The 17,908-nt window shown below is 58.4% G+C and carries 17 protein-coding genes; 8 read left to right on the plus strand and 9 right to left on the minus strand.

Annotated elements, in window-relative coordinates:
* The 5 genes from dnaA (at nt 1) to ahpF (ending at nt 7,893) form a co-directional block, all read left to right on the plus strand.
* Nucleotides 1-1,440 carry a chromosomal replication initiator protein DnaA gene (dnaA, locus tag CH92_RS00005; RefSeq protein WP_025239748.1) on the plus strand — a complete coding sequence of 480 codons (1,440 nt, stop codon included), beginning with the start codon at nt 1-3 and terminating at the stop codon, nt 1,438-1,440.
* A 37-nt stretch (nt 1,441-1,477) separates the two neighbouring features.
* Complete coding sequence (gene dnaN / locus CH92_RS00010; RefSeq protein ID WP_025239749.1) at nt 1,478-2,581, plus strand: DNA polymerase III subunit beta; 1,104 nt, start codon at nt 1,478-1,480, stop codon at nt 2,579-2,581.
* A 10-nt stretch (nt 2,582-2,591) separates the two neighbouring features.
* A complete protein-coding gene (gene recF, locus CH92_RS00015; RefSeq protein WP_025239750.1) occupies nt 2,592-3,704 on the plus strand; it encodes a DNA replication/repair protein RecF in 1,113 nt (370 codons plus the stop codon).
* On the plus strand, nt 3,701-6,115 hold the full coding sequence (gene gyrB / locus CH92_RS00020) for a DNA topoisomerase (ATP-hydrolyzing) subunit B (protein ID WP_025239751.1): 2,415 nt from the start codon (nt 3,701-3,703) through the stop codon (nt 6,113-6,115). Before recF ends, gyrB begins: the two co-directional genes overlap by 4 nt.
* Before the next feature lie 212 nt (nt 6,116-6,327).
* Entirely contained in the window at nt 6,328-7,893 is a 1,566-nt protein-coding gene (gene ahpF, locus CH92_RS00025; RefSeq protein ID WP_025239752.1) for an alkyl hydroperoxide reductase subunit F, read from the plus strand.
* Between the two features lie 89 nt (nt 7,894-7,982).
* Here the strand turns inward: ahpF and CH92_RS00030 are convergent, their stop codons facing one another.
* The 4 genes from CH92_RS00030 to glyQ are packed head-to-tail and all read right to left on the minus strand — an operon-like array spanning nt 7,983 to nt 12,265.
* Nucleotides 7,983-8,723 carry a lysophospholipid acyltransferase family protein gene (locus CH92_RS00030; protein WP_025239753.1) on the minus strand — a complete coding sequence of 247 codons (741 nt, stop codon included), beginning with the start codon at nt 8,721-8,723 and terminating at the stop codon, nt 7,983-7,985.
* The gene (gmhB, locus tag CH92_RS00035) at nt 8,720-9,262 is read right to left on the minus strand and encodes a D-glycero-beta-D-manno-heptose 1,7-bisphosphate 7-phosphatase (protein WP_025239754.1); all 543 of its coding nucleotides are present in this window, start codon (nt 9,260-9,262) and stop codon (nt 8,720-8,722) included. The genes CH92_RS00030 and gmhB overlap by 4 nt, the downstream gene beginning before the upstream one ends.
* A gap of 4 nt (nt 9,263-9,266) precedes the next feature.
* Nucleotides 9,267-11,321, minus strand: coding sequence for a glycine--tRNA ligase subunit beta (gene glyS / locus CH92_RS00040; RefSeq protein WP_025239755.1), 2,055 nt, complete (start codon nt 11,319-11,321; stop codon nt 9,267-9,269).
* Nucleotides 11,318-12,265: a glycine--tRNA ligase subunit alpha gene (glyQ, locus tag CH92_RS00045; protein WP_025239756.1), complete on the minus strand. Its 948-nt coding sequence runs from the start codon at nt 12,263-12,265 to the stop codon at nt 11,318-11,320. Before glyQ ends, glyS begins: the two co-directional genes overlap by 4 nt.
* Nucleotides 12,266-12,404: 139 nt before the next feature.
* On the opposite strand from glyQ, the gene CH92_RS00050 reads away from it, so the two are divergent.
* The 3 genes from CH92_RS00050 to CH92_RS00060 all read left to right on the plus strand — a co-directional run bounded on the left by CH92_RS00050 (nt 12,405) and on the right by CH92_RS00060 (nt 14,229).
* Nucleotides 12,405-12,971: a DNA-3-methyladenine glycosylase I gene (locus tag CH92_RS00050; protein WP_025239757.1), complete on the plus strand. Its 567-nt coding sequence runs from the start codon at nt 12,405-12,407 to the stop codon at nt 12,969-12,971.
* A 74-nt stretch (nt 12,972-13,045) separates the two neighbouring features.
* Nucleotides 13,046-13,933, plus strand: coding sequence for a lysophospholipid acyltransferase (locus CH92_RS00055; protein ID WP_025239758.1), 888 nt, complete (start codon nt 13,046-13,048; stop codon nt 13,931-13,933).
* Nucleotides 13,934-13,962: 29 nt separating this feature from the next.
* Nucleotides 13,963-14,229, plus strand: a complete 267-nt coding sequence (locus CH92_RS00060) for a PilZ domain-containing protein (protein ID WP_025239759.1) — start codon at nt 13,963-13,965, stop codon at nt 14,227-14,229.
* 40 nt (nt 14,230-14,269) lie between these two features.
* On the opposite strand, the gene CH92_RS00065 is transcribed toward CH92_RS00060, so the two are convergent.
* The 5 genes from CH92_RS00065 to ehuB form a co-directional block, all read right to left on the minus strand.
* Nucleotides 14,270-14,587 carry a hypothetical protein gene (locus CH92_RS00065; RefSeq protein ID WP_025239760.1) on the minus strand — a complete coding sequence of 106 codons (318 nt, stop codon included), beginning with the start codon at nt 14,585-14,587 and terminating at the stop codon, nt 14,270-14,272.
* Between the two features lie 63 nt (nt 14,588-14,650).
* Entirely contained in the window at nt 14,651-15,430 is a 780-nt protein-coding gene (gene ehuA, locus CH92_RS00070) for an ectoine/hydroxyectoine ABC transporter ATP-binding protein EhuA (RefSeq protein ID WP_051517577.1), read from the minus strand.
* 53 nt (nt 15,431-15,483) lie between these two features.
* Nucleotides 15,484-16,143 carry an ectoine/hydroxyectoine ABC transporter permease subunit EhuD gene (gene ehuD, locus CH92_RS00075; protein ID WP_025239762.1) on the minus strand — a complete coding sequence of 220 codons (660 nt, stop codon included), beginning with the start codon at nt 16,141-16,143 and terminating at the stop codon, nt 15,484-15,486.
* A complete protein-coding gene (gene ehuC, locus CH92_RS00080; RefSeq protein ID WP_025239763.1) occupies nt 16,140-16,799 on the minus strand; it encodes an ectoine/hydroxyectoine ABC transporter permease subunit EhuC in 660 nt (219 codons plus the stop codon). The genes ehuD and ehuC overlap by 4 nt, the downstream gene beginning before the upstream one ends.
* Nucleotides 16,800-16,882: 83 nt before the next feature.
* Nucleotides 16,883-17,734, minus strand: a complete 852-nt coding sequence (ehuB, locus tag CH92_RS00085; RefSeq protein ID WP_025239764.1) for an ectoine/hydroxyectoine ABC transporter substrate-binding protein EhuB — start codon at nt 17,732-17,734, stop codon at nt 16,883-16,885.
* Nucleotides 17,735-17,908: the final 174 nt, after the last annotated feature.

Raw genomic sequence — 17,908 nt, forward strand, 5'->3', positions numbered from 1 at the left:
GTGTCGGTGGAACTTTGGCAGCAGTGCGTTGGCCTCTTGAGAGATGAGCTGCCGGCCCAGCAATTCAACACATGGATCCGTCCGCTTCAGGTCGAGGCTGAAGGGGAGGAGTTACGCATCTATGCTCCCAACCGGTTCGTACTCGATTGGGTTAACGAAAAATATCTTTCCCGTTTGCTCGAATTGCTATCGGAGCGCGCCACCGGCTTGGCGCCTTCATTATCCTTGTTGATCGGCAGCAAACGGACAGCAGCTGCGGCGCTTCCCTCCGCCATGGCGCGTAGCCAACAACAGTCGGCCCCCGTTGCAGCACTGGCACCCACAGCGCCCACTGAAACCTTTGCCACCAAGGAACCGGCCCATGCACCCGCGCCAGCGCGTGCGGAGCGCAACGTGCAGGTTGAGGGTGGGCTCAAGCACACCAGTTACCTCAACCGGACCTTTACCTTCGAGAATTTTGTCGAGGGTAAGTCCAACCAGCTTGCGCGCGCGGCGGCGTGGCAGGTTGCTGACAACCCGAAGCATGGCTACAACCCCCTATTCCTTTATGGAGGGGTAGGTCTCGGTAAAACGCACCTGATGCACGCGGTAGGTAATCATTTGTTGAAGAAGAACCCCAATGCCAAGGTGGTTTATCTTCATTCCGAGCGTTTCGTGGCGGACATGGTCAAGGCTCTGCAACTCAACGCCATTAACGAGTTCAAGCGCTTCTATCGCTCCGTGGATGCATTGTTGATCGATGACATCCAATTCTTTGCTAAAAAGGAGCGGTCTCAGGAAGAGTTCTTCCACACCTTCAACGCGTTGCTTGAAGGCGGGCAGCAGGTGATTTTGACCAGTGATCGCTATCCGAAGGAAATCGACGGCCTTGAAGAGAGACTGAAGTCACGCTTTGGCTGGGGTTTGACCGTAGCTGTCGAGCCGCCGGAGCTAGAAACGCGGGTGGCGATTTTGATGAAGAAAGCCGACCAGGCCAATGTCGATTTGCCCCATGACGCCGCGTTCTTTATTGCGCAGCGGATCCGCTCGAACGTCCGCGAGCTGGAAGGCGCGTTGAAGCGTGTAATCGCGCATGCTCATTTCATGGGCCGCGACATCACAATCGAGCTCATTCGTGAGTCGCTTAAAGATTTGCTGGCCCTGCAGGATAAGCTGGTCAGCGTTGATAATATTCAGCGTACCGTCGCTGAATATTACAAAATCAAGATATCTGACCTGCTCTCGAAGCGTCGCTCGCGCTCTGTAGCGAGACCACGTCAGGTCGCGATGGCTTTGTCTAAAGAACTTACCAATCACAGCCTGCCCGAAATCGGCGACGCTTTTGGTGGGCGTGATCACACGACGGTGCTGCACGCCTGTCGTAAGATTGCTGAACTTCGCGAATTGGATGCTGATATTCGCGAAGATTACAAAAATCTGCTGCGTACTTTGACAACTTAACAGACTGCGGCCAATTAATTAGGCAAGGGACCAGACCATGCATTTCACTATCCAGCGCGAAGCCCTGTTGAAACCCCTGCAGTTGGTTGCTGGCGTCGTCGAGCGACGCCAGACCTTGCCGGTGTTGTCTAATGTTCTGTTGGTGGTTCAGGATCATCAGCTGTCGCTAACCGGTACCGATCTAGAAGTCGAATTGGTCGGCCGAGTCGCTCTGGAAGATGCATTCGAGCCGGGTGAGATCACCGTGCCAGCCCGAAAGCTGATGGATATCTGTAAAAGCCTGCAGCCTGACGCGCTAATTGATATTCGTCTGGACGATCAGAAGGTGGTGATCAAGTCGGGGCGCAGCCGCTTTTCCTTGTCGACGTTGCCTGCGAATGACTTTCCTACCGTTGAGGAAGGACCGGGTTCGCTGAATTTCAGCGTCAACCAGGGAAGGATGCGCCGCATGATAGAGCGCAGCAGCTTTGCCATGGCGCAGCAGGACGTACGCTATTACCTGAATGGAATGTTGATCGAGGTCTCCAGCGGCATGTTGCGTGCAGTCGCGACCGATGGCCATCGTCTGGCGATGTGTTCTATGCAAGCGGGTATCGAGCAGCCTGATCGCCATCAGGTCATCGTGCCACGCAAAGGTATTCTGGAACTGGCACGCCTACTGACTGATCAAGACGGTGATGTCAGTATCGTGCTTGGCCAGCATCACATCCGTGCAACCACCGGCGAGTTCACTTTCACGTCAAAGCTGGTGGATGGGAAATTTCCCGACTATGAGCGCGTCCTGCCTCGTGGTGGCGACAAATTAGTCGTTGGTGAGCGTCAAACCTTGCGCGAGGCATTCAGCCGTACGGCGATCCTTTCCAATGAAAAATACCGAGGTATTCGTCTTCAACTGGAAAACGGTCTGTTGAAGATTCAGGCGAACAATCCCGAGCAGGAAGAGGCGGAAGAAGAAGTTGTTGTGGATTACTCGGGCGGCGCGCTGGAAATCGGATTTAACGTCAGCTATTTGCTTGATGTATTGGGTGTGATGACAACCGATCAGGTCCGGTTGATCCTTTCCGACGCGAATAGCAGCGCGCTGGTTCAGGAATTCGATAACGATGATTCGGCCTATGTCGTTATGCCGATGCGTCTGTAACCCCGACTGAATGTCCCTTAGCCGTATCTCCGTCACCGGCGTTCGCAATCTACAGCCGGTGACGTTAACCCCCTCCCCCCGGATCAATATCCTTCACGGCGACAATGGCAGTGGGAAGACAAGTTTTCTCGAGGCCGTGCATCTCCTCGGAATGGCGCGCTCGTTTCGCAGCACTCGCTTGAACCCCGTTATTAGCCATGAAGAAACGAGTTGTATTGTTTTCGGCCAGGTTGAGCTGGGTGAAGAACAGTCCGGCGCGTTGGGTATTTCAAGAGATCGTGGCGGCGAAATCCGTATTCGCATCAACGGTCAGAGCGTTCGAAGTGCAGCGGAGCTTGCTGACGCCTTGCCGCTGCAGTTGATCAATCCCGACAGCTTTCGTTTACTGGAAGGCGCTCCAAAGCTTCGTCGGCAGTTTCTTGACTGGGGTGTGTTCCACGTGGAACCCCGCTTCCTTCAGGCCTGGCAGCGCCTTCAGCAGGCGCTGAGGCAACGTAACTCCTGGCTACGGCATGGTACACTGGACGCCGCTTCGCACGCGGCTTGGAGCCGTGAGCTCAGTTCGGCTAGCGACGAAATTGACGGTTATCGGCGTGCCTATATTCAGGCGCTTAAGCCGGTATTCGAACGCACGTTAGCATCTCTGCTAGAGCTGGAAGGCTTTCAGTTGAGTTATTACCGCGGCTGGGATAAAGAGCGTTCCCTGGCTGAGGTGTTGGATGCCTCGATCGAGCGCGACAGATTGATGGGACATACCCAGGCCGGGCCCCAGCGGGCCGATCTTCGCTTACGGATTGCCAACCATAGCGCGGCGGAAATATTGTCACGCGGCCAGCAAAAACTCGTCGTTTGCGCGCTCAGGATCGCTCAGGGTCATCTGGTCAGCGAGGCCAAGCGGGGCCAGTGTATTTACCTTGTTGATGATCTACCGTCCGAGTTGGACGATAACCACCGGCTTTCGTTATGCCGGTTGCTGGAACAGCTGAATTGCCAGGTATTCATCACTTGCGTCGATTCGAATGTATTGCGAGAAGGCTGGCGTGACGATACTCCAGTCTCAATGTTTCACGTGGAACATGGTGAGATAACCCAAGTCCACGGCCCCTCGGGAGTGAAGGCATGAGCGAAAACCACACGTACGACTCGTCCAGCATCAAGGTGCTAAAAGGCCTGGATGCGGTACGTAAACGTCCCGGCATGTACATAGGAGATACCGATGATGGCACCGGCTTGCATCATATGGTCTTCGAGGTCGTCGACAACTCGATCGACGAAGCGTTGGCCGGTCATTGCAGCGATATCTGCATCACCATACATGTAGATGAATCTATCAGTGTCCGTGATAACGGCCGCGGGATCCCGGTAGATACGCACGAAGAAGGCGTATCCGCAGCCGAAGTCATCATGACGGTATTGCATGCGGGTGGTAAGTTCGACGACAACTCTTATAAGGTATCCGGCGGCCTGCATGGCGTGGGCGTCTCGGTGGTAAATGCACTTTCGGAAGAGCTGGTACTGACGATCCGCCGCGAGGGGAAAGTCTGGGAGCAGACCTATCGCCACGGTGTACCCCAAGCACCATTGGCTTCTGTCGGCGAGACCGAAGGGTCAGGCACCGAAATTCATTTCAAACCTTCGGCCGAAACCTTTCAGAATATTCATTTCAGCTGGGACATCCTTGCCAAGCGGTTGCGTGAACTGTCGTTCCTGAACTCTGGCGTGGGTATCGTGCTGCGCGATGAGCGCAACGCTAAAGAGGAGCTGTTCAAATACGAAGGTGGTCTTAGCGCGTTCGTAACTTATCTCAACACCAACAAGACGCCCGTTAACGAAGTATTCCACTTCAATGTTCAACGGGATGATGGTGTCGGTGTTGAAGTGGCGCTGCAATGGAATGACAGCTTCAACGAAAACCTGTTGTGTTTCACTAATAACATTCCGCAACGCGATGGTGGTACCCACTTGGCGGGCTTTCGCTCCGCGCTGACACGTAATCTGAACAACTATATCGAGCAGGAAGGGTTGGCGAAGAAACACAAGGTTTCGACCACCGGTGATGATGCTCGTGAAGGTTTGACGGCCATCATTTCGGTGAAGGTGCCAGATCCCAAGTTCAGCTCTCAGACCAAGGACAAGCTCGTTTCGTCTGAAGTCAAGACGGCCGTCGAACAGGAAATGGGCAAGCATTTTGCCGACTTTCTACTCGAGCATCCCAATGAGGCAAAGGCCGTCGTTGGGAAAATGATCGATGCGGCCCGCGCGCGCGAAGCGGCCCGCAAGGCCCGTGAAATGACGCGACGTAAAGGCGCGCTGGACATTGCGGGTCTACCCGGCAAGCTTGCTGACTGCCAAGAAAAGGACCCTGCCCTTTCCGAGCTCTACATAGTGGAGGGTGATTCCGCGGGCGGTTCTGCCAAGCAGGGCCGTAACCGCCGGACCCAGGCCATCCTGCCGCTCAAGGGCAAGATCCTTAACGTGGAGAAGGCCCGATTCGACAAGATGATCTCTTCCCAGGAAGTAGGTACGCTGATCACCGCTCTTGGTTGTGGTATCGGTCGTGAGGAATACAACATCGACAAGTTGCGTTATCACAACATCATCATCATGACCGATGCTGATGTTGACGGTTCGCACATCCGCACGCTGCTATTGACGTTTTTCTTCCGCCAACTTCCTGAGCTGATTGAGCGCGGTTATGTCTATATCGCTCAGCCGCCGCTATACAAGGTAAAACGCGGCAAGCAAGAGCAGTACATCAAAGACGACGAGGCGATGGATGAATATCTCACCCAGTCCGCGTTAGAGGATGCCAGTCTACACGTCAATGAGCACGCACCAGGCCTCTCGGGCGAGGCGCTGGAGCGGCTGGTCAACGACTATCGTACTGTGATGAAGACGCTGCAGCGGCTCTCCCGCCTCTATCCACAAGAGTTGACCGAGCACTTCATCTATCTGCCGCGAGTGAGCGTCGAGCAGCTTGGTGATCACGCTGCGATGCAAGCTTGGTTGGAGCCCTATGCGGCTCTGCTGAAGGGGGTTGAGCGTTCTGGATTGGCCTACAAGGCAAGCTTGCGTGAGGATAAAGAGCGGAATCTCTGGCTGCCGGAAGTGGAAATTATTTCTCACGGGTTGGCGAGCTACATCACCTTCAATCGCGACTTCTTTGGCAGCAACGACTACAAGACGGTTACCGTGTTGGGTGAGAAGCTGAACAGCTTGCTTGAGGAAGGCGCCTACGTTCAGCGTGGTGAGCGCAAAAAGCCGGTCACGACCTTCAAGCAGGCGCTTGACTGGTTGATGACCGAAGGAACTCGTCGCCATAGCGTTCAGAGATATAAGGGATTGGGCGAAATGAACCCGGATCAGCTATGGGAAACCACCATGGATCCTGCGGTTCGCCGGATGCTCAAGGTCACCATCGACGACGCTATTGCAGCGGATCAAATATTCAACACGCTCATGGGAGACGCAGTGGAACCCCGCCGAGATTTCATCGAATCCAATGCCTTGGCGGTGTCTAACCTGGACTTCTGATCGTCACCGATTGAAAAACGCTTTAAAAAATCAAACCCGGCGAAAGCCGGGTTTTTTGTTCCACGTGGAACACGATAGGGCTAGTCGATCAAGGTGCTTGGTTTAATCAATTTTCACGGCTCTTCCCGGGCTCGTATGCTTTCCCCCATTCAAGCTTGCACCCTTCCTAACTCTCTGTTTTGCAGTGAGCCATCCGCTACGGGAAATTTTATATGCTCGACAGCAACCTGAAGTCGCAACTGAAAACCTACCTGGAAAAGGTCACCCAGCCGTTCGAGATCGTCGCGTCCCTCGATGACGGTGCCAAATCCCAGGAAATGCTTAGCCTGCTGGAAGAAATCGCCAGCCTGAGCGACAAGATCACCCTGCGCGCCGATGGCAACGATGATCGTCGTCCGTCGTTCGCGCTCAACCGCATCGGCGGCGATATCAGCCTGCGCTTCGCCGGCCTTCCGATGGGGCATGAGTTCACCTCCCTGGTGCTCGCGCTGCTGCAGGTCGGCGGGCATCCGTCCAAGACCGCGCCGGACATCATCGAGCAGATCAAGAACCTCGATGGTGAATACAACTTCGAAACCTACTTCTCGTTGTCCTGCCAGAACTGCCCGGACGTGGTCCAGGCGCTGAACCTGATGGCCGTGCTCAACCCGAACATCCGCCACGTCGCCATCGACGGTGCGCTGTTCCAGGAAGAGGTCACCGTTCGCCAGGTCATGTCGGTGCCGAGCATCTACCTCAACGGTGAACTGTTCGGCCAGGGCCGCATGGGTGAGGAAGAGATCCTTGCCAAGCTCGACACCGGCGCCTCGGCGCGTGACGCTGAGAAGCTCAGCGCCAAGGACGCCTTTGACGTGCTCGTCGTTGGCGGCGGGCCAGCCGGCGCCGCGGCGGCCATCTATGCCGCGCGCAAGGGCATCCGTACCGGTGTTGCGGCTGAGCGTTTCGGCGGTCAGGTGCTGGACACCATGGCCATCGAGAACTTCATCTCGGTCAACGAAACCGAAGGCCCGAAACTGGCCCGCGCGCTGGAAAACCACGTGCGTGAATACGACGTCGACATCATGAATCTGCAGCGTGCCGCGGCACTGATTCCGGCCTCGAGCCAGGGTGGTCTGCATGAAGTTAGGTTGGAGAGCGGCGCTTCGCTAAAAGCCAAGACACTGATCCTGGCGACCGGTGCGCGTTGGCGCGAAATGAACGTGCCGGGCGAGCAGGAATACCGCGGCCGTGGCGTCGCCTATTGCCCCCATTGCGACGGCCCGCTGTTCAAGGGCAAGCGTGTGGCGGTGATCGGTGGTGGCAACTCGGGTGTGGAAGCGGCCATCGACCTGGCCGGTATCGTCGCTCAGGTGACCCTGCTCGAGTTCGACAGCCAGCTGCGCGCCGATGCCGTGCTGCAGAAGAAGCTGCACAGCCTGCCCAACGTCACCGTGATCACCAGTGCGCTGACCAGCGAAGTTATCGGCGACGGCAAGAAAGTCACCGGCCTGACTTACAAGGATCGCAACTCCAGCGAATTCCACAGCCTGGAACTCGAAGGCATCTTCGTGCAGATCGGCTTGCTGCCCAACTCCGACTGGCTGAAAGGCACCGTGGAGCTGACCTCGCGTGGCGAGATCATCGTCGATGCACGTGGCGAGACCTCGCTGCCAGGTATTTTCGCCGCTGGCGACGTCACCACCGTGCCGTACAAGCAGATCGTCATCGCTGTCGGCGAAGGCGCCAAGGCCTCGCTGAGTGCCTTCGACCATCTGATACGTAGCTCCGTCGACGACTGAGCCTGACGGCACGAATTGGCCGTAACGAAAAAAGGGGAACAGACCAACTCTGTTTCCCCTTTTGACTCTGTCCGTCTCCCGTTCTGCCTTCAGGCCCCGCCCTCTTCCAATTGCCTGACCTGAATGTTGACCCAGTCTTCGGCACGCTGGTTGAGTTCGGCGGTAGCACGGGGTCCTTCGCTTTCGGCGTACATAGCCGGTCCGATGACAACTTGGATGGTTCCAGGCCGCTTGCTCCAACCCGACTTCGGCCAGAACGTTCCGGCATTGTGTGCGATTGGTAGTACCGGCAACTTGGCATTCACCGCCAGGGCAGCGCCGCTGCGTGAAAACTTGCCCGTCTGACCGACCGGCACGCGAGTGCCCTCGGGAAAGATCAGCACCCAGGCGCCCTGGTCCAGGCGTTCCTGGCCTTGCTTTGCGACCTGACGCAGGGCCGCCTTCGGATTGTTTCGATCAATGGCAATCGGTTTTAGCAGCATGATCGCCCAGCCGAAGAACGGTACATAGAGTAATTCACGCTTGAGCACTTGGCTCAGGGGCTCAAAGTACGCCGAGAGAAAGAAGGTTTCCCAAGTGCTTTGATGTTTAGACAGGATGACGCAAGGCTTGTCCGGAATATTCTCTTGACCGCGGATTTCGTAACGCAGCCCGACAATGGCCTTAGCCAGCCATACCGCACCGCGGCACCAGGTCTGGACCACAAACCGGTAGCGCTTGCGGAAAGACATGAAGGGCGCGAAGACCAGGCTAACTAAGCACCATACAAATGCTGTAAACGCCAGCATTAGGTAGAACAGCGCCACGCGCACCGGCAGCAAAAAATTCATCCTTTGGCCTCTAGTAGATGGTCGACTACCGCAGCCAAATTATCGAACACTTGAGTTCCCGTCGGCAGGGTGCCTCCAAGAGTTTTCAAGCCTTTACCGGTTCGAACCAGATAAGGCACACCCCCGACACTCATCCCCGCATGCAGATCGCGATGGCTATCGCCAACTACCGGCACACCGTCCAGATCTTTCAAATGAAAGTGCTCAGCGATTTGCTGAAACAAACCGGGCAACGGCTTGCGACATACGCAGCCATCGTTTGGCCCATGTGGGCAATGCACGATCAGATCGATTCGCCCGCCCTGCTCCATCACCAGCTGCTGCAGCTTGAAATGCATGTTGTCGAGCGTGGTTGCATCGAACAGTCCTCGTGCCAGCCCCGACTGGTTAGTGGCGACCGCCACCGTCCAGCCTGCCTTGCACAATCGAGCAATGGCTTCGATGGATCCCGGAATCGGGATCCACTCGGCCAGACTCTTAACGTAGGCGTCAGAGTCCTCATTGATGACCCCATCGCGGTCGAGCACTATCAGTTTCACCGGCTTAGCCAAGTGCGGAAATATCGGCAACGCCAAGGAACAATCCTCTCAACCGGGCAAGCAAGGCATAGCGGTTGGCGCGCACCGAAGGGTCTTCGGCGTTCACCAGTACCGCCTCGAAGAAGGCATCCACCGGCCCTCGCAGGTGCGCCAGACGTTCCAGCGCCTCACGGTACTGGCGGTTCGCGGCAAGCGGCTGTACGGCCTGTTCGGCCTGTTGCAGGGCGGAGTACAGTGAAAACTCGGTGGCGTTGTCGAAGTAGCGCGGCTCGACCGTCTCCGGCAATTTCGCCTCGAACTTGCTGAGAAGATTGCCAACCCGCTTGTTGGCCGCCGCCAAGGCTTCGGCTTCCGGCAGATCGCGGAACGCCTGCACCGCCTGTACCCGTTGATCAAAATCCAGCGCTGAGCGTGGCTGTACGGCGCGTACCGATAGATAGGACGCAACCTCGACGCCCTCATCCTCATAGCGAGCGCGCAGGCGATCGAAGATGAATTCCAGCACTTGATCGGCCAGCCCCTCGGCCTTTACCTGCCCGCCGAACTGATTGATGGAGAACTGCACGGCAGCCACCACGTCGAGGTCCAGCTGCTTCTCGATCAAGATGCGCAGGATGCCCAGTGCCGCGCGGCGAAGCGCGTACGGATCTTTGCTGCCGGTGGGGAGCATGCCGATGCCGAAGATGCCGACCAGCGTGTCCAGCTTATCCGCCACCGCCAGCACGGCGCCGGTGTGGGTGGTTGGCAGCTCGGCACCTGCGCCGCGCGGCATGTATTGCTCGTTCAAGGCCAGGGCAACATCGTTGGGCTCACCGCCGTTAGCGGCGTAGTAGTAGCCGGCGATACCCTGCATTTCCGGAAACTCGCCGACCATCTCGGTAGCCAGGTCGCACTTGCAGAGCAGACCGGCGCGCGCCGCCCACTGGGCATTGCCCTCGGTGCGCTCAGCGATGAAGGCGGCGAGCCGAGAAACCCGCACTGCCTTGTCGTATACGCTGCCCAGCTGCGCCTGGAAGATCACGTTCTTCAACCGCTCGTTGAAGCTGTCCAGAGGCTGCTTCTTGTCCTGTTTGAAGAAAAACTCGGCGTCGGTCAAACGAGGGCGGACCACCTTTTCATTGCCCGCAACGATCTGCGCCGGATCCTTGGATTCGATATTGGCCACGGTGATGAAGCGCGGGAGCAGCTTGCCGTTGGCGTCCAGCAGACAGAAGTACTTCTGGTTGTCTTGCATGGTGGTGATCAGCGCTTCCTGCGGCACTTCCAGGAAGCGCTCCTCGAAGGCGCACACCAGCGGCACCGGCCACTCCACCAACGCCGTGACTTCGTCCAGCAGCGCCGGCGGCACGATGGCGCTGCCGTTCTGCTCGGCAGCAAGTTGTTCGACGCGCTTGGCGATCAGCTCGCGGCGTTCGGCAAAGTCGGCAACCACCCGCGCGCCGCGCAGGTCTTCCAGATAGCTGGTCGGCTCGGAAATGCGCACCGGACCCGGACTGTGGAAGCGATGACCGCGAGATTCGCGACCAGCGCGCTGGGTCAGAATCGTGCAATCGACGACCTGATCACCCAAGAGCATCACCAGCCACTGGGTTGGGCGGACGAACTCTTCCTTGCGCGCGGCCCAGCGCATGCGCTTAGGAATCGGTAGATCGTTCAGCGAGGTTTCGACGATGCCGGGCAACAGCTCAGCGGTCGCCTGGCCGGGGATCGAACGGCTGTAGCGCAGCTTCGGACCGCTCCGGTCGATTTCCGCGAGGTCCACGCCGCACTTGCGAGCGAAGCCCAGGGCGGCCTGAGTCGGCTCGCCTTCGGCGTCGAAGGCGGCCTGCAACGGCGGGCCGTCGAGGTTGATGCTGCGATCCGGCTGTTCACTGTCGAGCTGTTCGATCAGTACGGCAAGACGCCGCGGGGCGGCATACGCCTGCACGCGCCCATGCGCGAGACCGGCTTGCTTCAAGCCTTTTTCGATACCCGAACGGAAAGCTTCGGACAGCTTGCTCAACGCCTTGGGTGGCAGCTCTTCGGTGCCGAGCTCGACCAAGAAATCCAGTGCACTCATTCTGCGGCCTCCAGCTTGGCCAATACTTCGTCACGCAGGTCGGGAGCCGCCATGGGGAAGCCGAGCCTCGCGCGTGCCTGCAGGTAGCTCTGCGCCACCGCGCGAGCCAGTGCGCGCACGCGCAGGATGTATTGCTGACGCGCCGTTACCGAGATGGCGCGGCGTGCGTCCAGCAGGTTGAAGGTATGCGAGGCCTTCAACACCATTTCATAGGTGGGCAGCGGCAGCTCCAGGTCGATCAGCCGATTGGCTTCCGACTCGTAGAAATCGAAGAGTTCGAACAGCTTCTCGACGTTGGCGTGTTCGAAGTTATAGGTCGATTGCTCCACCTCGTTCTGGTGGAACACATCGCCATAGGTAACGGTGCCGAACGGACCATCCGTCCAGATCAGGTCATAGACCGAGTCGACGCCTTGCAGGTACATCGCCAGACGCTCCAGGCCATAGGTGATCTCACCCGTGACCGGGTAGCACTCGATGCCACCGACTTGCTGGAAATAGGTGAACTGGGTGACTTCCATGCCGTTCAGCCACACTTCCCAGCCGAGACCCCAAGCGCCCAGCGTCGGTGATTCCCAGTTGTCCTCGACAAAACGGACATCATGGACCGACGTATCCACGCCAATGCGGCGAAGCGATTCGAGGTAAAGCTCTTGGAAGTTGTCCGGGTTGGGCTTGAGTACCACCTGGAATTGGTAATAGTGCTGCAGGCGGTTGGGGTTCTCGCCATAACGGCCATCGGCCGGACGACGCGAGGGCTGCACGTAGGCGGCGTTCCAGGTTTCCGGACCAATGGAACGCAGAAACGTGGCGGTGTGGAATGTACCGGCACCCACTTCCATATCGTAGGGTTGCAGAACGACGCAACCCTGCTCTGCCCAATAGCTCTGCAGGGCGAGGATCAGGTCTTGGAAGGTGCGCACGGCAGGCGTAGGCTGAGTCAAAATTTCACCTGTGCTGGCTTCGACAGAAAGCCCCGGAGTATACCCGATAACGGCTCCGGGCCGTGGTAGCGCGGACCTCCGGCCGAGCCGCTGCGGTGAATTTTGTTCTGCTCGCTGCCTTCGTCAAGGAATGGAAAACATGCCGCGTTGTGCCTGGTGCAATGATGACCCGCTGTATATCGACTATCACGACAGCGAGTGGGGCGTACCGACCCGCGACCCAAAAGTGCTGTTCGAATTTCTGATCCTCGAGGCCTTCCAGGCCGGGTTGTCCTGGATCACCGTGCTTCGCAAGCGCGATCGCTATCGCCAGGTGCTGTTCGGCTTCGATCCGCAACGCCTGGCGCAAATGACCGATGCCGAAATCGACGAGCGCATGCTCGATGCAGGCATCATCCGTAATCGTCGCAAGCTCGAAGCGGCACGGCGCAACGCGCAATTGTGGCTTGAGCTGGAAGATCCGGCCGGCTGGTTGTGGTCGTTCGTCGATGGGCAGCCGAAGGTAAACCACTTCCAGTCGATCCAAGAGGTGCCAGCGGTGACGGCCGAGGCCGAGGCGATGAGTCGCGCACTGAAGAAGGCCGGCTTCAGCTTCGTGGGACCGACGATCTGCTATGCCTATATGCAGGCCTGCGGCATGGTCATGGACCACACCACCGACTGCGATCGATATGCAATGCTGACCGATGCGTCGGTCAGTCCGTAGTGGGCAGGCTGCCATGCGAGTAGCGCAACGCCCGAAGCAGTTACACTAGCGGCTTTGATTTTCGGGAGAGATCCTTGGACAAGTTCAAAGGTGCGCTGGTGGTCGGCTTCCTGCGCCTGTTCGCGCTGCTGCCCTGGCGCGCGGTACAGGGGCTGGGCGGCCTCATCGGCTGGTTGATGTGGAAGCTGCCCAACCGTTCTCGTGAAGTTGCCCGAATCAATCTGGCCAAGTGCTTTCCTGAGCTCGACGCCGCCGAACAGGAAAGCCTGTTGGGAAAAAGTCTGCAGCAGATCGGCAGGACGTTCACTGAAAGCGCTTGTGCCTGGATCTGGCCCGCGGAGAAAACGTTGCGTCTGGTCAAACAGGTCGAAGGGCTTGAAGTGCTGGAGCAAGCCTTGGCTTCCGGCAAAGGTGTCGTCGGCATCACTAGCCATCTCGGTAACTGGGAAGTGCTCAATCACTTCTACTGCGCGCAATGCAAGCCGATCATTTTCTATCGGCCGCCGAAGCTGAAAGCGGTGGACGACCTCCTGCAGCGCCAACGGGTACAGCTGGGCAACAAGGTCGCCCCATCGACTCGTGAAGGTATCATCAGCGTCATCAAGGAAGTCCGCAAAGGGGGCGCTGTGGGCATTCCTGCCGATCCGGAGCCCAGCGAAGGCGCGGGCGTCTTTGTGCCCTTTCTTGGTACCCAGGCACTGACCAGCAAATTTGTGCCCGGCATGCTTACTGGCGGCAAGGCGATCGGGGTGTTTCTCCATGCGTTGCGCTTGGAGGATGGTTCAGGCTACAAGGTGATTCTCGAAGCGGCACCGCCGGCGATGTACGACGAAGACGTCGAGGTGGCGGTCGCTGCCATGAGTGGCGTCATCGAGCGCTACGTGCGCAGCTGGCCGAGCCAGTACATGTGGACCATGAAACGCTTCAAGAAACGCCCGGCAGGCGAACGCCGCTGGTACTGACCACCAGCTAACGAACAAGGGAACGTCAGATGTCAAACCAGCGACAGCACCCGCGCGCACCCATGAAGTGTCGAATACGCATCGCCCATGAGTCCTTTGGTGAGGTATTTGCTCATACCCGTGATCTGTCAGATGGTGGTGTTTACGTCAGGCATCCGCAGCTGACCGAGCTGCAACTCGGAATGATAGTCAGCGGTCAGGTACAGGATTTGCCTATTCCGGCACCTGTGCTGCAAATGGAAGTGATGCGCGTCGATGCCGAGGGCGTCGGCTTGCGTTTCATTCAAGACAACTGAAAGAGGTGATTCCACCGCGCGGCGGGCCTTGCCAGCAGCGCTAGGCGTCGGTCTGCTTGTTCAGCTTGCGCAAAAACACCGTTATTTCCTTTTCGGCCTGCTTGTCACCGTGCGTTTGCGCGGCGATCAAGCCTTGCGTCCAGGCATGACGTGCCCCCTCAAGGTCGCTGACGGCCTGTAACGCCTTGCCGAGCAGCTTCCAGGCGGCGGAGTAGCTGGGGTCCTGTTCGACGCAGCGCTGCAGGTGCGTGGAGGCCCGAGCCGCGTCGTCTGCGTCCAGATAGCCCTTGCCGAGGCCAAAGCGCAGCATGGGATTGTCCATGCCCTTGGCAAGCATCTTTTCCAACGATTCGAGCATAGCGTTCCCCTTCGATAGCGAGTGCGGCAAGGCCCTGCCGCGGATCGCTTACCGCGGCGCCATCTAACTTGCCTGGGTTACCGCACTGAGAAATTCCTGCGTGCGCGCCTCGCGAGGGTTGCCGAACAGCTCGTCCGGAGTGCCCTGCTCGTGAATACGGCCTGCGTTGAAGAAGCATACGCGGTCGGCGAACTCGCGTGCGAACCCCATCTGGTGCGTGACCATCAGCATCGTCAGGTTATGCTCTTCGCCCAGCCGGCGGATGACGTTGAGCACTTCACCGCAGAGTTCCGGATCCAGTGCCGAGGTGACCTCGTCAAACAGCATCACCCGGGGTCGCATGGCCATGGCGCGGGCGATGGCGACGCGTTGCTGCTGACCTCCAGAGAGCTGCGCCGGATAGTGCTCCAGCTTGTCTTCCAGGCCCACCATGGCGAGCAGTTCTTCGGCGCGTTCGCGAGCCTCGTTCTTGGACAGCCCAAGCACCTGCACCGGCGCTTCCATCACGTTCTGTCGGGCATCCATATGCGGAAACAGATTGAAGCTTTGAAACACCATGCCCACCTTGCCGCGTACGTGGCGCTGATAACGACCGCTGGCCGGGATCAGATGACCATCGGAGGCAGGCATATGAGTCAGCGGCTCGCCGTCGACTTCGATGACACCATCGTCGATGGTCTCCAGTGTCATCAGCGCGCGCAGCAGGGTCGATTTGCCCGAGCCGCTGGGGCCGATGATCGCGACCTTCTCGCCATTGGCGACTTCCAGATCGAGATGGTCAAGCACGGTGAGGTCGCCATAGCGCTTGGTCACCTGGTCGAAGCGCACCAGAGGTTCGGCCATGTCAGGGCTGGCGGTGGAGGTGTTCGAACTGGCGTCGAGATGCGGTGAAGTAGTCATCGGGCAAGCTCCAAGCGATTTTCGAGGCGGCGGACGCACCAGGCCAGGGCCAGGCTCAGAATCAGAAAAAACAAGCCGACCATGGTGATCGGTTCCAAATAGCGAAAGCTCTCGGAGCCGATGTTCTTGGCCTGTTGCATGATTTCGACCACGGTGATCGCCGAAAGCACCGGGGTGTCTTTCAACATCGCCACCAGATAGTTCCCCAGCGCAGGCAGTATCGGCCGCAGCGCTTGAGGCAGGATGACATCGCGATAGGCGGTGGTCGGCTTCATATTCAGTGCAGTCACCGCCTCCCATTGGGCGCGCGGGACCGCATCGAGCCCGGCCCGGTAAACCTCTGCCGTATAGCAAGCATAGTGCACCGCGATGGCGACGATGCCGGCCTGCAGAGCACTGAGGTTGATACCGTAGTTGGGAAATACGTAGAACAGGAAATAGGCCTGAATCAGCAGCGGTGTACTGCGGATGAATTCGATCAGGCCGGTCGCCGGCCAGGACAACCAGGCCCCTTTGCTGCGACGGGCGATCGCCAGGAACAGGCCGAGCACCACGGCGATGGCGAAGCCGGCAAGCGTAATGCCGATAGTCTTCAGCGAGGCCTGCAGCAACTGCGGCAGAATTTCCCAAGCAAACTGCCAATCGAAGAAGTTCATGCCATGCCCCCTTTGATCCGGCCGCGGCTGAGACGCCGTTCAACCAGACGCATCGCGAGGTTGATTGCCTGGGCCATGACGAAGTACATCACCAGAGCCATGCCGAAGATCTCCAGGGTCATGAATGTCGCCTGATCCAGCTGGCGCGCCCGGAAGGCCAGATCGGAAATGGTGATCAGTGATACCAACGAGGTGTTTTTCAACAGCTCAATCAACAGGTTGGTGCCAGGCGGGATGGCCGCCAGCAGGGCCTGCGGGAGGATGATCCGCGTAAAGCGCCTGATAGGTGACATGTTCAGCGCCACGCAGGCCTCGTATTGCCCGCGCGCTACCGAGCGGATGGTGCCGCGCATGACTTCCGCCCCATAGGCGCCGATATGCAGGCCGAGACCGAACACGGCTACGGCAAATGCGGAGAGTTCCACGTGGAACGGTGGCATTGGCAGCACGAAATACAGCCAGAAAAGTTGGACCAGCAGTGAGGTGCCGCGGAATACCTCGATATAGGCAATCGAGAACCATCGCAGGGGCGCGAACGATGACAAGCGCCCCATGGCACCGAATATGGCGCAACCAATTGCCAGCAGCGAGGCCCAGAAGGTGATCTGCAGTGTCACCCAGGCCCCCTGAAACATGAGGGGAAGGAGTTCGCCCATAGGTTCGGTACCTCTGTTGCAGGAACGAAACCACACGAACGGAAGACGCCGCGCCGATCAGGGCACGGCGCTCCGTTCGTGGATCACTGGGCGCAGAGCTGCGCGGCGGTCTTTTCGGTGACGTTGGACTTATCGAAGCCGAACGGTTCGACGGTCTTCAGATGCTCGTCGCTGCCGAGCCATTTCTTCAGTTCGGCATTCACCGCATCGCGCAGCGCGGTGTCTTCGGGACGGAACGCCAGGGCGCCATAGCCAATGTGCGATGGATCGTCCTTGAACTCACTGACGGCTTCGAGCGAGTCGCCGCCTTTTTTCGCCAGGCCCTTCATGGTCAGTTGGGTACCCACCGCGGCATCGGCACGACCGCTGCGTACGGCCTGCAGCTGCGCCGTGGTGTCGGGTACCTGAAGAATCTGGTCATCGCTGATGCCGCCGTCGCGCGCATAAGCCAGGTTCACCGTACCGGACATGATTGCCAGCTTGGCACCGCTCTTGGCGATGTCTTCGTAGCTGTGCAGATTTTTAGGGTTGCCTGCTTTGACCAGTAGCGTATCCGGCAGCTCATATTGTGGATCGGTGAAGATCACCTGTTTGCAGCGGTCGGGCGTGATGTACATCCCGGCCGCGATCAGGTCGAAGCGCCCGGCACGCAGCCCAGGGATCAGCGAGCCCCATTCGGTGAGGACGGGTTTAATGGTTTCGACGCCCATCCGCTGGAAAATCTTCTCGACAATCTCGGGCGATTCGCCCGTGACGCTGCCATCGGTGGCGGTGTAGGCGAATGGTGTTTCGTTGGCGTAGCCGATGCGGACACTGTTGCTCTTTTTGATTTCATCGAGGGTGTCGGCCTGGGCCAAACTACCAAGCGAGAGGCCGGCCATTGCGGCGGAGGCAAGCAACAGCTTGCCGAAATGGAAAGGACGAGCGCGATTCATCGTGAATTCTCCTGTGCTTTTTTGGTTCGCAGGCGGGCCTGCTATATAGGAGGGCAGTTTCATGAGCATCAGGACAGGGCATTCCCTGCCTCAGCGCGGCTTGGGACTTCTTCTTCGAGACGTGCGCCGCGTTTCGCCGCTCGAGCATAACAAAGACCGTTTTCTCAGTGGGAT

Origin of the sequence: Stutzerimonas stutzeri, assembly GCF_000590475.1 — a bacterium.
GTDB lineage: Bacteria > Pseudomonadota > Gammaproteobacteria > Pseudomonadales > Pseudomonadaceae > Stutzerimonas > Stutzerimonas stutzeri_D.

Excerpts from the sequence above, each read along its gene's own strand:
- recF (WP_025239750.1), top strand. The coding sequence starts at position 2,592 with ATGTCCCTTAGCCGTATCTCCGTCACCGGCGTTCGCAATCTACAGCCG.
- ehuD (WP_025239762.1), bottom strand. The coding sequence starts at position 16,143 with ATGAACTTCTTCGATTGGCAGTTTGCTTGGGAAATTCTGCCGCAGTTG.
- CH92_RS00060 (WP_025239759.1), top strand. The coding sequence starts at position 13,963 with ATGTCAAACCAGCGACAGCACCCGCGCGCACCCATGAAGTGTCGAATA.
- ehuA (WP_051517577.1), bottom strand. The coding sequence starts at position 15,430 with ATGGCCGAACCTCTGGTGCGCTTCGACCAGGTGACCAAGCGCTATGGC.
- CH92_RS00065 (WP_025239760.1), bottom strand. The coding sequence starts at position 14,587 with ATGCTCGAATCGTTGGAAAAGATGCTTGCCAAGGGCATGGACAATCCC.
- CH92_RS00050 (WP_025239757.1), top strand. The coding sequence starts at position 12,405 with ATGCCGCGTTGTGCCTGGTGCAATGATGACCCGCTGTATATCGACTAT.
- ehuB (WP_025239764.1), bottom strand. The coding sequence starts at position 17,734 with ATGAATCGCGCTCGTCCTTTCCATTTCGGCAAGCTGTTGCTTGCCTCC.
- CH92_RS00030 (WP_025239753.1), bottom strand. The coding sequence starts at position 8,723 with ATGAATTTTTTGCTGCCGGTGCGCGTGGCGCTGTTCTACCTAATGCTG.
- dnaN (WP_025239749.1), top strand. The coding sequence starts at position 1,478 with ATGCATTTCACTATCCAGCGCGAAGCCCTGTTGAAACCCCTGCAGTTG.
- ahpF (WP_025239752.1), top strand. The coding sequence starts at position 6,328 with ATGCTCGACAGCAACCTGAAGTCGCAACTGAAAACCTACCTGGAAAAG.
- gyrB (WP_025239751.1), top strand. The coding sequence starts at position 3,701 with ATGAGCGAAAACCACACGTACGACTCGTCCAGCATCAAGGTGCTAAAA.
- glyS (WP_025239755.1), bottom strand. The coding sequence starts at position 11,321 with ATGAGTGCACTGGATTTCTTGGTCGAGCTCGGCACCGAAGAGCTGCCA.
- ehuC (WP_025239763.1), bottom strand. The coding sequence starts at position 16,799 with ATGGGCGAACTCCTTCCCCTCATGTTTCAGGGGGCCTGGGTGACACTG.